At 62.6% G+C, this 13791-nt stretch carries 11 protein-coding genes and 1 pseudogene; 6 read left to right on the plus strand and 6 right to left on the minus strand.

The window, feature by feature from the left end:
• Positions 1–2: 2 nt before the first annotated feature.
• The 5 genes from AC0L25_RS06780 to AC0L25_RS06800 all read right to left on the minus strand — a co-directional run bounded on the left by AC0L25_RS06780 (position 3) and on the right by AC0L25_RS06800 (position 5224).
• Positions 3–920 (minus strand): dihydrodipicolinate synthase family protein, encoded by a 918-nt coding sequence (locus tag AC0L25_RS06780; RefSeq protein ID WP_473594769.1) that lies wholly within the window; start codon positions 918–920, stop codon positions 3–5.
• A 17-nt stretch (positions 921–937) separates the two neighbouring features.
• Complete coding sequence (locus tag AC0L25_RS06785) at positions 938–1840, minus strand: ABC transporter permease (protein ID WP_473594770.1); 903 nt, start codon at positions 1838–1840, stop codon at positions 938–940.
• Entirely contained in the window at positions 1840–2799 is a 960-nt protein-coding gene (locus AC0L25_RS06790) for an ABC transporter permease (RefSeq protein ID WP_292395281.1), read from the minus strand. Before AC0L25_RS06790 ends, AC0L25_RS06785 begins: the two co-directional genes overlap by 1 nt.
• 83 nt (positions 2800–2882) lie before the next feature.
• Positions 2883–4469 (minus strand): ABC transporter substrate-binding protein, encoded by a 1587-nt coding sequence (locus tag AC0L25_RS06795; protein ID WP_473594771.1) that lies wholly within the window; start codon positions 4467–4469, stop codon positions 2883–2885.
• 41 nt (positions 4470–4510) lie between these two features.
• Positions 4511–5224 (minus strand): FadR/GntR family transcriptional regulator, encoded by a 714-nt coding sequence (locus tag AC0L25_RS06800; RefSeq protein WP_473594772.1) that lies wholly within the window; start codon positions 5222–5224, stop codon positions 4511–4513.
• 274 nt (positions 5225–5498) lie between these two features.
• Between AC0L25_RS06800 and AC0L25_RS06805 the strand changes: the two genes are divergently transcribed.
• The 4 genes from AC0L25_RS06805 (at position 5499) to AC0L25_RS06820 (ending at position 9028) form a co-directional block, all read left to right on the plus strand.
• Positions 5499–6221, plus strand: a complete 723-nt coding sequence (locus AC0L25_RS06805; RefSeq protein ID WP_473594773.1) for a Gfo/Idh/MocA family protein — start codon at positions 5499–5501, stop codon at positions 6219–6221.
• Positions 6218–7213 (plus strand): Gfo/Idh/MocA family protein, encoded by a 996-nt coding sequence (locus AC0L25_RS06810; protein ID WP_473594774.1) that lies wholly within the window; start codon positions 6218–6220, stop codon positions 7211–7213. The genes AC0L25_RS06805 and AC0L25_RS06810 overlap by 4 nt, the downstream gene beginning before the upstream one ends.
• On the plus strand, positions 7203–8156 hold the full coding sequence (locus AC0L25_RS06815; protein WP_473594775.1) for a dihydrodipicolinate synthase family protein: 954 nt from the start codon (positions 7203–7205) through the stop codon (positions 8154–8156). Before AC0L25_RS06810 ends, AC0L25_RS06815 begins: the two co-directional genes overlap by 11 nt.
• Positions 8157–8257: 101 nt before the next feature.
• The gene (locus tag AC0L25_RS06820; protein WP_473594776.1) at positions 8258–9028 is read left to right on the plus strand and encodes a TIGR01458 family HAD-type hydrolase; all 771 of its coding nucleotides are present in this window, start codon (positions 8258–8260) and stop codon (positions 9026–9028) included.
• Between the two features lie 38 nt (positions 9029–9066).
• Here AC0L25_RS06820 and AC0L25_RS06825 read toward each other — a convergent pair.
• Positions 9067–10589 (minus strand): annotated as a pseudogene (locus tag AC0L25_RS06825) (FAD-dependent oxidoreductase).
• 281 nt (positions 10590–10870) lie between these two features.
• Here AC0L25_RS06825 and AC0L25_RS06830 point away from each other — a divergent pair.
• Both AC0L25_RS06830 and AC0L25_RS06835 read left to right on the plus strand, forming a co-directional pair.
• Positions 10871–11842 (plus strand): SDR family oxidoreductase, encoded by a 972-nt coding sequence (locus AC0L25_RS06830; RefSeq protein WP_473594777.1) that lies wholly within the window; start codon positions 10871–10873, stop codon positions 11840–11842.
• Positions 11843–11927: 85 nt separating this feature from the next.
• Positions 11928–13640: an HAD family hydrolase gene (locus AC0L25_RS06835; protein WP_473594778.1), complete on the plus strand. Its 1713-nt coding sequence runs from the start codon at positions 11928–11930 to the stop codon at positions 13638–13640.
• Positions 13641–13791 lie beyond the last annotated feature (151 nt).

Below are 13791 nucleotides of genomic sequence, written 5' to 3' on the forward strand. Positions count from 1 at the left end.
GGTCAGCGCAGCAATCCGACGTCGCGAAGGACAATTTCCACCTTTGCAGTCTCCTCGTCGTTCAAGCTGCGTTGCGGCCGCGCCATGGTGTTGGAGGCGATGATGCCGAGGCTCTTCATCGCCGTCTTAAAGGCGCCGACGCCGGCCGACCCGGCGCTTGTCCTGCCGAGCGAAATCCAGACGATCTCGAACAGCTTCAACAGCCGCTCCTGCTCCACGCGGGCTTCGGCGTGCTGACCCGCCAGCATCAGGTTCCACAGCTTGACGTAGCCGTGAGGGTCGACATTGGCGAGGCCCGGCACAACACCATGCGCGCCCATGGCAAGCACGCTGTCGACCAGGATCTCGGATCCGGTCATGCCGAAAAAATTCGGATCGTTGGCCATGTCCTTGAGCACATAACGCAAATTGCCGTCATCGCCGCTGGAATCCTTGATCCCCGCGATAACGCCCTCGCTGGCAAGGGCGACGGTGGTCTTACGCTCCAGCTTGACATGGACGCAGACCGGAATGTCGTAGGCGATGATGGGGATGTCGACCGCGTCCTTGATATAGCGGAAATGATCGCCGATCTCGGGCTGGCTGGTGCGGGTATAGAACGGCGCGGTGACCACGACTGCGTCAGCGCCGGCCGATCTGGCTGTTAGGGCGTGGTTGATGACACGATCGGTTGTCGGGTCGATGACCCCGGCGAAGATCGGAACGCGGCCATTGTTGACCTTGACCGCGTGGTCGAGGATCGCTCTGCGGCCGGCCTCATCATGGAAGACCACCTCGCTGGTCGAGCCGAGCACGAAGAGCCCGTGAACGCCGCCGTCGAGCAGGTTTTCGATCGTCCGCGTGAACGACGGGAAGTCGACACTGAAATCGGCATTGAGCGGAGTGACGACAGGTGGCACGACGCCGGTAAACAGGGGCATTTTGAAAAACCTTCAGGTCAGTTGAGGTCGGAACGAGGATCGAATGCATCGCGCAGGCCATCGCCGATGAAGTTGATGGCCAGCACGGTGAGCACGAGCACGGCGCCGGGAAACATCCATTGCCAGGGATATTGCTCGAGCACCACGGTGGAGCGGGCGAGATTGAGCATGTTGCCCCAGCTGGCTTCGGGCGGTGCAATGCCGAGGCCGAGGAAGGAGAGGCCGGCTTCGAGCAGAATGGCGTTGGCGATCTGCAGCGTGGCGTAGACGACAAGAATGTCGATGCAGTTCGGCAGGCCGTGACGGAACAGGAGATGCGGCAGCCCCGCCCCCATGCCGCGGGCGGCGGCGACGAAGTCACGCTCGCGCAGCTCGAGCAGCCGGGCGCGCACCATGCGCGACAGCACCGGCCATGAGAGCAGCGAGATCACCAGGATAGTCGGCGCGATGCCGGTGCCGGCGATCGAAGCGAGCACGAGCAGGAAGATCACCGGCGGCAGCGTCATAGCGAGATCGACGAAGCGCATCACCGTGCCGTCGACAAGACGCCCGCCGAAGCTGGCGACGGCGCCGACGAGGAAGCCGATGACGATCGAGATAGCGACCGAGCAGACCGCAACCAGCAGCGATATCCGCCCGCCTTGCATCAGCCGGGCCATGACGTCGCGGCCGACGCCGTCGCTGCCCAGCCAATGAACAGCGGACGGTCCCTTGTTGATCGCCCTGAGATCGATGGCGTTGGGGCTGAACGGCCACCATAAATGATGGGTCGAAACCGCCAGCAGGATGGGGACGACGATAAGCAGACCGGCGCGCGCAGCACGATTCTCAAAGAAACGGTCGAGCGCACGGCGGAGCGGTCCTTTGGTTTGCGGCACGGCTGTCGGGTCGACTGTCGGATCTGGCGCGGTGATCGTCATCACGACACCTGGATGCGCGGGTCGACGACGGCATAGACGATATCGGTCAGGAGATTGACCAGAATGACGCAGATGCCGATCACCAGAGTGGCGCCCATGATCACCGGGTAATCCCGCGTGCCTACGGCGTTGACCAGCAGCAGGCCCATGCCCGGCCAGTTGAACACGCTTTCGAGGAAGATGGCGCCGCCGATCGCGATGCCGACCGTCGACCCGATCAGGGTGATAACAGGCAAAAGTGCATTGCGCGTCGCGTGCTTGATGATCACCCAGAATTCGCGCACTCCCTTGGCACGCGCGGTCCGTACATAATCCTGGTTCAGCACTTCCAGCAGCGACGCGCGCATGTAGCGCATGATCAGCGCGGCGTGTCCGATGGACAGCAGGCAGGCGGGAAGCACGAGGTGCGCGAGCACGTCCGATACGGAAAAAGGTGCGCCGGCGGTCTGCATGCCGCCTGATGGCGCCCAGCGCAGCAACACCGAGAAAAAGTACAGCCCCAGAAGCGCCGTCAGAAAAGCCGGGCTGGAGATGCCGACGAAAGAGACCACCGACAGTGCGATGTCGGGCAGCGCGTTACGGCGGACGGCGCTGAAGATGCCGGCGGAAATGCCGAGCACGATGGCGATGGCCAGGCCGGTGCCCATCAGGAGCGCGGTTGGGCCGATGCGCTCCATGACCAGCGGCAGCACGGCAACGCCGCTGCGCTGGATCGAATAGCCGAAGTCGCCGCTGAGCGCAGCGCGAAGCCAGGCGAGGTATTGCACGGGAAGCGGCTGGTCGAGCCCAAGCCGGTCGCGCAGGACTTCGAGGTCGGAAGCAGACATCGGGCTGGACGGGTTGATATACGCGTCGATCGGATCGCCGGGCGCCAGCCGCAGAAGGATGAAGATGAGGACGCTCAGAGCGACCAGCATCAACAGTCCTGTAGCGCTGCGGCGGGCAATGAAACTCAGCATTGGCTGTCCGTAGTGATGGTGAGCGGAGCCGGTATCGTGCCGCTCCTTGCAGAGGCGGGCCGGGAGTGGCCCGCCAGGCGTTTTTACTGGATATCCCAGCGTTCCGGGTGAGCCGCGAAAGGACCGCCGGCAGGCGCCGGCGTCCAGACAAAATCACGCAGCTTGTTGGACGCGACACCATAGCGGTTGGCCACCCACAATGTCGCCCAGGGCAGATCCTTGTTCATCACCTTGCAGACTTCCTGCCAGGATTGATCGATCTTGGCCGGATCGGTCTGGCCGAGCGCAGCGTCCAATGCAGCGCTCAGATCGTCGAACTCGATGCGCATGGTGTTGAAGCCTGCCGGCGGAATCTGGGACTTGTTGAGACCCGGGCTGATGCCAGCCGGATTCGGACCGTTCTGCAGGCCGGCATAGACCATCGGAAACGCGTTCCAGTCCGGCGTGCCTTCCTTGTAGACGATGCCGTTATAAGTCGGCGTATCGACGACGCGCGGCACCACATTGATCCCGACCTCAGCCAGCATCGACTGGATGGCGGCCATCACGTTGGCCGCTTGCGGCGAGCCGTAATAGGTCAGCAAGGTGATGGGCTTGTCGCCGTTGACCTTGTCCCAGCCCGCCTCGGCAAGCAGAGCCTTGGCCTTTGCCGGATCGTAAGCATAGGTCTCGAGACCGTCGGGAAGCAGATGCGGTGCGACGTAGCCGCAATTGGCCGGTTTGGCCGCCCCGCCATAGAGGCTCTCGATGATGGCATTGCGATCGATCGCGTACATGATCGCCTGCCGGACGCGAACATCCCTAAAGAGCTCGACCTTCTGGTTGAGGCCGATGTAGTTGACCACATAAGAAGCGCCCTCGATCACCTTGAAATTGCTGTCGCTTTTGAAGGATACCGCGTCGTCCGGCTCGACATAAGTGAACTGGATTTCGCCGGCGCGCAGCGCGGCAACGGCCGCCGCCGGGCTCTCGAAATACCGGTTGATGAGCACGTCGACCTTCGGCTTGCCACCGCGATAGTCGTCATCCGCGGCCAGTTCGACATATTGATCGCTGACATAGCGCTTGAACTTGAAGGGGCCGGTGCCGACCGGCGTGGTGGACCACCAGGTGCTTGTGGCCAGCGTTTCCAGTGGCATCCCGGCCAGGGCGTGCTCCGGCAGGATCATCACCTGCGAGAGAATGGACAGGAAGGAGCCGTTGGGCTTCGACAATTTGACGACCACGGTGCGCTCGTCCGGCGCGTCGACCGACGCGATGTCGCCGAGACGCGCGGCAAACAAACTGCCGGAGGCTTTGTTCCTGGCGAGCTCAAGCGTAAACTTGACGTCCTTGGATGTGAACGGCTTGCCGTCGTGCCAGCTCTCTTGGGCAAGGTTGAACGTATAGGTCAGCTGGTCGTCGCTGACCTTGTAGTCCTTGGCCAGATCGCCTTCGAGTTCGGTCAGTTCGGCGTTGTAGATGACCAGCGGTTCAAAATAGGTGCTGAGCCAGGTAAAACCGCCGGTCGCAGCCAGCGGATTGAAGTTCTTGGGAAAGCCGCCGGGGCCGACGTCGAAGCCCCCGGTTATGGTCTTGGCACCCTGTGCCTGGACGCTGGTGGCTAGGCCGATGCCGCCGAGCAGCAGCCCGGTGACGGCCAGATAACGAGCTATAGTCTTGATGCGCATGGTTTTCCTCCCTTGGCATTGTCAGTTAGTTCGGCGTTGGGTCAGGTGGTTCGGTTTTTGGCGATGACTTGCTGAATCCCCCTATAGTGGTCGTCGAGGCGCTGACGCGCCCGGTCGACGTCCTTGGCGGCAACCGCCTCGACGATCTCGTGATGGTCGCGCCATGTCGCCAGCGGTGTCGGATTATCGAGGCTGGTGAAGTTCGAGGCCTTGTTGAACGCCACCCAGAAGATGTCGATCAACGCGCTCAGCATGTGATTGTTCTGGCAGCGGAACAGCAGCTGATGGAATTGCTGGTCCTCTTCGGCAAAGCTCTCCTGGCGCTCGGCGCGCCGCCGCATGCTTTCGGTCAGCTGGCGCAGCGCGGCGATGTCTTCGGCGCTGATCATCTCGATGGTTTTGGCGATGAGGCCGGTCTCAAGGACGCGGCGGATCTCGCGCAGCTCCTCGACGTCGCGCAACGAATCTTGCAAGCCATATGCCAAATTATCCAGCAACGGCTTGAACGAGAATTCCTTGACGAACACGCCGATGCCGCGACGCGTCTCCAGAATGCCGATCGACTCCAGCGCCTTGATCGCTTCGCGCACCGAGTTGCGGCCGACGCCGAGCCGCTGCGCCAGGAAGGTCTCCGGAGGCAAGGGATCTCCCGCCTTGAGCTTGTTGCTCTGGATATATTTCCTGAGGCTCTCCTGAACGCTGACGTGAAGCAGCGGCGGTCGGGCCAGCGGTTCGATCGACTTGGGTTCCGACATGGATTTGGGTTCCGACATCGGCTTGGGTTCTGAGATCGATTTGGGTTCCGACATTTTGCTCCCAGCGCCGCTGCAATTGCGCCCGACGGCACATTGTAAAGCAGTCGATACTTGTAGCATAGCGACTTGTAGGATATCCCGCAAGGCGGAGGATGCGTCCACGAAATGAAGATTGTCCTAGCCGGCTCAGGCCATTGGCACGCCGAAATGCATCTCGACGCTGCACACTGGTGTGGCGCTGAGATTGCCGGCATTTGGGATGAGGACGCGGAGCATGCGCGCGCCTTCGCGACGCGAGCCGGCGGCGAGCAGCACCGAAGCGTTGGCCGCGCTGCGCGACTTGGCGAGGCAGCACAAGGCGTTTGTCAGCGTTCCCCTGCCCAACCGTTTTGGGCCGGCCGTCACTGCCTTTGAACGGCTGCGCAGCCGAGGCCGCGCCGGCGCGGTCGCGCATTGCCAGTTCCGGCTGGTCAATGGCCCGCCGCAGCGCTATGCGGCCGAAGGCGTCGCCTGGGTCGTCGATCCGGCGATCGGCGGCGGCGGCGCGCTGAGGAACCTCGGCATACACGGCTTGGACGCCGCGCTCAGCCTGGCAACCGGCGGGCTTGGGCTGAAAGCCGTTTCGATCGAGAATCGCATTCACCGCGCCCCGGTCGAGGACCATGCGCTGCTTTTGCTGGAAGACGCTGCCGGAGCGTTATTCGCCGTCGAGGCAGGATACACTTTCGCGTCAATGCGCCCCGGCGGCGACTTCGAATGGCGCATCGTCAGCGAGAATGCGTCCCTCATCGACTATGGCGACCGCGCCATCTGTGCGACGCTGGACGATGGCGCTATCGTCGACTTGCCGATCGAATTGCCGGCGACACGCTACCGGCTATGCATGAGCGACACGCTCGACCGGCTGGCCCGAAAAGCGCCGCCGGCGATTTCGATCGATGACTATGTTGCGGCGATGTCGCTGATCGACGCCGCGTATGAAAAGGCAGGACGATGATTGGAATAGGCATTATCGGAGCGGGCGATTTCGGCGCGGCCCATGCAAGGGCAATCAAGGAAGTGCGCGGCCTGCATCTCGTCGCATCGAGCCGCGGCAATAACGATGCCCTGGCCGGCTTCACCAGTGAACACGGTGGTCGCGGCTACACCGACTGGCGTGAGCTGCTAGACGACAAGGATGTCGACGCTATCCTCATCGCCAGTCCTCACCACCTCCATGCCGAAATGGCCATCGGTGCGGCAAACGCCGGCAAGCACATCATGCTGGAAAAACCGATGGCGCCGACGGCGGCGGCCTGCGATGCGATCAATGCCGCTGTGGCCGCCGGTGGCGTCAAGGCGATGATCGCTCAACTCATGCATTTCGCCCTGCCCTGCATGGCGGCCAGGCAAATGCTGGAGGAAGGAGCGCTCGGCCGGCCGCTCATCGGATCGAGTTGGATCATCAAGCTGTGGATGGAGCGCAATCGCCGCGACTGGCATCTGCACAAGGCAACCGGCGGCGGCATGCTGTTGACGGCCGGCATCCATGCGCTCGACCGCCTGGTCTGGCTGATGGATGACGACGTCGTGTCGGTGAGCGCCATGCTCGGCGCCAAGTTCCATGACCAGGAAGCCGACGATACCGCCCTGCTCGGTCTGCGCTTCGCCGGCGGCGGCATCGGCCAGGTGCAAAGCGTCGGCTATCGCACCGGCGCGACCACCTACGCCATGGACCTGGTCTGCGAGCAGGGAACGCTGCGTATCGACATGGACCGAGGCACGATGCTGGGGCGCGATACGATCTGGACCGACCTGCCCGGCTCGTTCGAGCCGAACTGGATGCACAATGCGCTGGTGCGCGAATGGAGCGCGATGCGCGATGCCATTGCCGACGATAAGCCGGTGCCGGTCGACGGTGCCTATGGACGCAAGATCATCGCGATCATCGAGGCCGCCTTTGCGTCGAACGAAACGCGCCGCGAACACGAGATCGCCGGTGCGCGCTGAGCTGGACGACCATCTGACCCACTTGCCTGCACATGCGCCGCGCGGCGTCTGGGGCGCGGTGATGCTGGCAATAGATGATCGCAGAGCAATCGACTGGCAGGCGACGGAAGAGACGATCGCGCGGCTCTGCGCATCAGGTCTCGATGGCATCTATTCCAACGGCACGGCCGGCGAATTCCACTGCCAGACCGAACCCGAATTCGACCGTCTTAGCGACCTGGTGGCCGCGCTGGCCGGCCGCGCGCGCCTGCCCTTCCAGATCGGCATCAGCCAGTCCAATCCGCGCGTCGCGCGCGAGCGGCTGGTGCGCGTGTCGGCGCTTCGCCCGGCGGCGGTGCAATTCACCTTGCCCGACTGGTGGCCGCCCAGCGACGACGAGATCATGCGCTTCGTCGGCGGTCTTTGCGAGACTGCGCCCGACATGCCGCTGGTGCTCTACAATCCACCGCACGCCAAGCGCCGCCTGACGCTCGAAGGCATCGCCAGGCTGCGTGCAGCCGTGCCGTCGCTGGTCGGCGCCAAGCTGCCGGGCGGCGACGCCAGCTGGTACGCCGACATGCGCCGCGAACTGCCGGGATTTTCGGTCTTCGTGCCCGGCCATACGCTGGCCACGGGCTTTGCCCAGGGTGCGCACGGCAGCTACTCCAACGTCGCCTGCCTCAATCCGAAAGGCGCTGTGATGTGGTGGCAGATGATCCGCACCGACGCAGCGGCCGCTGCCGAGGTCGAGACGCGCATACAGGCCTTTCTCGCCAGCCACGTACTGCCTTTTCGTGCTCGCTACGATGCCAGCGATGCGGCGCTCGACAAAGCGATGGCCGCGGCCGGCGGCTGGGCGCCGCTTGGCCCGCGACTGCTCTGGCCTTACAGCTCGGTTCCCGACGAGGAGATCGCGACGCTGGCCGAAGCCGCACGCATGGCCTTCCCCGAATGGTGGCAGTGACCGTCGGTTAATCGAGTGCGCCTGCCCGCCCTGATCCAAAGGAACAACCCTGGCCTTGTTCCGGATTTGACGCATGGCGGACTCGTGGTCATGCTGGACCGATGACAAGGGGTGTACTGCTGGACCTCGCAGGCGTCATCTATGATGGCGAGACCGCCATACCAGGCGGGATCAACGCCATCGCGCGTTTGCGCCAGGCCGGTCTGGCCGTACGCTTCGTAAGCAATACCACGCGCTCGTCGAAACAGAGGGTCCTCGAACGTCTGGAGGCGATGGGACTCACCGTTACCAATGCAGATGTTTTCACGCCGGCGCACGCTGCTCGCGGATGGCTGCTTCGCAATGGCCGTGCGCCATACTTGTTGGTTCACCCCGGCCTTGCGCCGGATTTTTGCGACCTGCCGGATCGCGACAAGCGCGCCGTCATCGTCGGCGATGCCGGAGACGCCTTCACCTATGCGGCGTTGAATGACGCGTTCCGCGAGCTGAGCGCCGGGGCCGAATTGCTGGCCCTTGCCACCAACCGGACGTTTCGGGATGCTGACGGCGGGCTCAGCCTCGATGCAGGGCCATTCGTCGCGGCATTGGAATTTGCCTCCCTGAAACGCGCAACCGTTCTCGGCAAGCCCTCGCCGGCATTCTTTCTGTCGGCGCTGGCAAGCATGGACTGTCCGGCGGATCAGGCGATCATGGTCGGCGACGACGCCGAGGCCGATATAGCTGGCGCCCTGCGCGCCGGACTTTCGGGCGCATTGCTGGTGCGGACAGGCAAATACCGGCAGGGCGATGAGAAACGGTTTGATCCGCGTCCGACCGCAACCGTCGCCGATCTCGCGGCTGCAACCGACTGGATCATTGCGCGCCGAGACTGATTGCGCAGGTTAAACCCGGCCGTACGGCGCCCACTTCGCTAGGTCATTTGGCGCTCCATTTCTACCTCGGCCCCTAGACTTCCATGTCGCGGAAGATCGAAGCGACAGCCAGCGTGCGCCCTTCGCGCTTGAAGCGGAGCAGGCAATCCTTGGCAATGATGTCTCCATCGGATCTAGTCCCATTGCGCGGCATGGCCGACGTAGTTGATGGGAACATCGTAATGCTGGCTCCAGAAGAACGGCACGGCGACGAATTTCTCGCGATGGCCGAGCATGTTGACGGCCGCGGTTTGCCCCTGCCTCTCTGCAACCACCCAATGCTCGACTCGAATGTTCTCGCCACTGTGAGGATCTGGCCACCGCGCAATGTCGCCGGCCGCGAAGATGCCTGGTGCGCTCGTCTCTAGAAACGCGTTCACGACGACACCGTCGTCGACGGTCAGCCCCGCCGTTTCGGCAAGCCCTGTCCGCGGTCGCACGCCGATGCCGGCGACGACGAAATCCGCCGCCAACGTATCGCCACTGCTGAGTTTCACCTTGCTGCCGTCGATGCTGCTGGCGGTGTCCTCGAGATGGAATACGACACCATTCTCCTCATGGAGGGCGCGGATGAAATCGCCCATTTGCGGACCAAGAATCCGCTCCATGGGTCGTTTTTCCGGCGCCACGACATGAACTTCGATATCACGCGAGCGCAGGGCGGCGGCAACTTCTAGGCCAATGAAACTGGCGCCAAGAACGACGGCGCGGCGCGCAGTCGTGGCTCGCTCGGCGCCTTGCAGTCTGCGAACGAGCGCAACGTGTGAACGTGTGGCTGGTCGGCGCCGGGTATGGTCAGGTGAACCGGTTCGGCTCCGGTCGCAAGGAGTAGCCTGTCGTAAGGAATCCGGGCTCCGTCCGCGAGCACAACTTCGCCAGAACGTGCATCGATGCTGGCGACGTTCGCATTGAGGCGCAGGTCGATATCGTTCTTCGAATAGAAGTTTTCCCCGCGGAGCGGAATCCAATCCTCCGGTGCTTTGCCGGCGAGGTAGTCCTTGGAAAGATTGGGCCGATCAACGGGCGGCGCTTCGTCGTTGCTGAGCATGACGATGCTGCCTTGATAGTGTTCGCGCCGCAGTTTTTCTGCCGCCGCGAAACCGGCCGCGCCGCCACCGACAATGACGATTTTCTCTGGAACCTGGCCGGAGCCGCCAATGCGCTGCTTCGGTGCCGTCCGTTTGCGCTTCTCGCCCACGAATATCCGATCATCGCGTTGTTCCACCGACCAGCAAGCGAGTGGACTGAAAGCAGGGGCGCGCAAGGCTTCGCCTGTTCGCAAATCGAAGCACGCGTGATGCCAGGGACACCGGACGGTGTCTTCCACCACAAGACCGTCGACGAGCGGCCCGCCATAATGTGTGCATGTCGCCCCGATGGCGAAGACCTCGGCCCCGCGGCGCACCAGCAGCACCTGCTCATCGCCGCAATGGCCGAGGAGCTTTGCGCCATCGGCAAGGTCGGATAACGCGATGCCCGCGACCAGATCCGGCCCGTTTGGTTTGGTGAGACGTTCAGCCATGTTCCTCTCCCTTGGTGCGATCCGGTGACAAGATCGCCTGTACGGCCGAGAAGCGGGAAATCTTAGGTCACCAGCCTCGGACTACCTTCTACCTGGCGGGCGCGCCTTCAGGTTCCCGGACACCGCTCGTGCCCAAACGTCCGGCCGCGTCATTCGTTGCCAGTTGGGCAAGGCCCCCTTCGATTTCCTGGCGTTTGGATTCGCTACCGAAGGAATGACACCGTCGCCTAAACTTTTTCGCCGGACATGCGTTGTCCCTTCTCCAAGCCAAGGAGACAGCCATGCAGATGAAATCGGAAATCGCCGGCGAGGCTGCCAAGCAACGCCACATCCAGCGCGGCATCGACGCCAAGGACAAATCGAAGGGCCGCGGCAAGCAACAAGGCGCCATGCAGGCCGGAGCACGCAAATATCCCGAGCCGCCCTTCCCCGAACAGCACCAGCCGAAGCCCGGGCACGAATGGGCGATTGAGCCGGCGCCGCTCTATGACGCGCCATTCTATATCGGATCGAAAAAGCTAGACGGCAAAGTGGCCGTCATCACCGGCGGCGATTCCGGCATCGGCCGAGCCGTGGCCGTGCTCTATGCGCGCGAAGGGGCCGATGTGGCGATCGTCTATCTTTCCGAGGACAAGGACGCCGAAGAGACGAAGAGGGCCGTCGAAGCCGAAGGCCGGCGCTGTATGCTGATAAAGGCCGACGTCAGCGAACGCGACCACTGCCACAATGCTGTGGCCGAGGTGGTGAAGGAATTCGGCCGGATCGACGTGCTGGTCAACAACGCCGCTTTCCAGATCCATTCCAGCGACTTCAGCGAGCTGACCGAAGAGCATTTCGACACGACGCTGAAGACCAACCTCTACGGCTATTTCCACATGGCGCAGGAGGCCGTGCCGCATATGAAGCCTGGTTCGGCGATCATCAACAGCGGCTCCGTAACCGGCATCGAGGGCTCAAAGCAGCTGGTCGACTATTCGATGACCAAGGGCGGCATTCATGCCTTCACGCGCGCGCTCTCGGGCAATCTTATCGAAAAGGGAATCCGGGTGAACGCCGTAGCGCCGGGCCCGGTGTGGACGCCGCTCAACCCGTCGGACAAGCAAGCCGGTGACGTCTCGAAATTTGGCGCGGACACGCCGATGAAACGGCCGGCGCAACCGGAGGAGATCGCGCCCGCCTATGTGTTCCTCGCCTCGCCGCACTGCTCAAGCTACATCACCGGCGAGATATTGCCGATCATCGGCGGCTATTGAATGCTCGTCGCCGCCCAGCTCGATCGTCGTGCGACCTCACGTGTGACGGTGGCAGCGGCGATCTCAGATGTGAAATGGTCGACAGATGTATTTCATTGCCTTGGCGACAGACTATGACGGCACGCTGGCGCACGATGGGATCGTAGCTGAGAAGACGCTTGCAGCCCTCGAACGGTTCAAGGAAAGTGGCCGCAAGCTTATCCTCGTCACTGGCCGCGAACTGCCCGATCTCAAGCAGGTTTTTCCCGAGCTCGGCGTGTTCGACAAGGTCGTCGCCGAAAATGGGGCGTTAATCTATACGCCTGCCCGCGAGGACGAACGTGCTATTTCCCCGGCGCCGGCGCCCAAGTTCGTCGCCAAGCTAAAGAAACGCGGCGTCAAGCCGCTTTCGGTCGGACGGTCGATCGTTGCGACCTGGGAACCGCACCAGGCAACGGTTCTCGAGGTCATTAGGGAACTCGGGCTGGAACTGGAGATCATCTTCAACAAGGGCGCGGTGATGATCCTGCCCAGCGGCATCAACAAAGCAACCGGGCTTGCCGCCGCACTTGAGGACCTCAGGCTGTCGCCACACAATGTGGTCGGTATTGGCGATGCTGAAAACGATCATGCGTTCCTGCAGGCCTGCGGCTGCAGCGTCGCTGTCGCCAATGCACTTGCGGCGGTCAAGGATACAGCGGATCTTGTAACACGCGGCGCGCGTGGAAAAGGCGTCGAGGAACTGATCGAAAAACTGGTAAAGCGTGATCGGGAATTTGTCCGAAAACGCCGGGACGGCATCCTTCTCGGTTCGGTCGGCGGCGACGAAGTCTATCTGACGCCGACCGACACGGTTCTGATCGCCGGGAGCTCCGGCATCGGTAAATCCACCTTGGCCACCGCACTGACGGAACGCTTCGTCGAGAACGGCTTTCAGTTCTGCGTTTTCGACCCGGAGGGCGACTATGATGGGCTCGAAGGCGCCGTCCGGGTAGGCGATGGCTCAAGCGAACCGACAAAGGCGCAAGTGCTCGACCTGATCGAAAAGCCCGACACCAATGTGGTCGTCAATGGGCTGGCGTTGCGGGTCAATGAGCGACCAGACTTCTTTGCCGATCTGCTCCCCGGTCTTGGCAGTTTCCGCTACCGTACGGCGAGGCCACATTGGCTGGTCATCGACGAGGCGCATCATCTTCTGCCCAAGAGGCGCGACGACACGCGCGCCGTCCTGTCGTTGGAATTGCCGGGCACTGTCCTGATCACCGTTCATCCGGAAGCGATCTCGACCGATGCGCTGCGTCTGGTCACTGCCGTCATTGCGCTCGGTCCCAAGGCCAAAGATGTCATCAAGGCCTTTTGTCAGGAGACGGACACCGAGCCGCCAAAGAACATTCCGTCGCCAAAAGGCGAGCGCGTGCTGTTCTGGCGGCCGCAAGCCCGCAAGAAAACTGCCTTGGTCAAAGCGATCGAGCCGCGCCAGTCACTCAAGCGTCACAGCCGCAAATATGCGGAAGGTCAACTCGACGAGGCCGGCAGCTTCTATTTCAGAGGTCCCGACAACGCGATGAACCTGCGGGCCCACAATCTGATGATCTTCGCTCAGATTGCCGAAGGTATCGACGACAGGACCTGGGAGCATCACCTGCGCGCCGGCGACTATTCCGAATGGTTTCGCCATCAGATCAGGGACAAGGAGCTGGCGCGCGAAACCGCCGAGGCAGAAAAGGACGAAATGCTCTCGGCGCAGGAAAGCCGCAAGCACGTTCTGGATGCTGTACGTCGCCGTTATACGGCTCCTGCCACCGCCCCGGAGGAATAGGAAGCGAAAGGACCGGCCATGCACATTATTCTCGAAGGCATGGGCCATTTGGGTTCTGCTGCAGCCATGTCGCTTGTACAGCAGGGCGAAGCCGTGGCCGGGATGACCGCGTCATCCATGCCGAGTTCCATTTTATCGATGGTGTTTCCGA

Source organism: Mesorhizobium sp. WSM4813 (assembly GCF_055811555.1).

Coding starts and splice junctions, on each gene's coding strand:
- AC0L25_RS06780 (WP_473594769.1), bottom strand. CDS start 920: ATGCCCCTGTTTACCGGCGTCGTGCCACCTGTCGTCACTCCGCTCAAT.
- AC0L25_RS06785 (WP_473594770.1), bottom strand. CDS start 1,840: ATGACGATCACCGCGCCAGATCCGACAGTCGACCCGACAGCCGTGCCG.
- AC0L25_RS06790 (WP_292395281.1), bottom strand. CDS start 2,799: ATGCTGAGTTTCATTGCCCGCCGCAGCGCTACAGGACTGTTGATGCTG.
- AC0L25_RS06795 (WP_473594771.1), bottom strand. CDS start 4,469: ATGCGCATCAAGACTATAGCTCGTTATCTGGCCGTCACCGGGCTGCTG.
- AC0L25_RS06800 (WP_473594772.1), bottom strand. CDS start 5,224: ATGTCGGAACCCAAGTCGATCGAACCGCTGGCCCGACCGCCGCTGCTT.
- AC0L25_RS06805 (WP_473594773.1), top strand. CDS start 5,499: ATGCGCGCGCCTTCGCGACGCGAGCCGGCGGCGAGCAGCACCGAAGCG.
- AC0L25_RS06810 (WP_473594774.1), top strand. CDS start 6,218: ATGATTGGAATAGGCATTATCGGAGCGGGCGATTTCGGCGCGGCCCAT.
- AC0L25_RS06820 (WP_473594776.1), top strand. CDS start 8,258: ATGACAAGGGGTGTACTGCTGGACCTCGCAGGCGTCATCTATGATGGC.
- AC0L25_RS06830 (WP_473594777.1), top strand. CDS start 10,871: ATGCAGATGAAATCGGAAATCGCCGGCGAGGCTGCCAAGCAACGCCAC.
- AC0L25_RS06835 (WP_473594778.1), top strand. CDS start 11,928: ATGTATTTCATTGCCTTGGCGACAGACTATGACGGCACGCTGGCGCAC.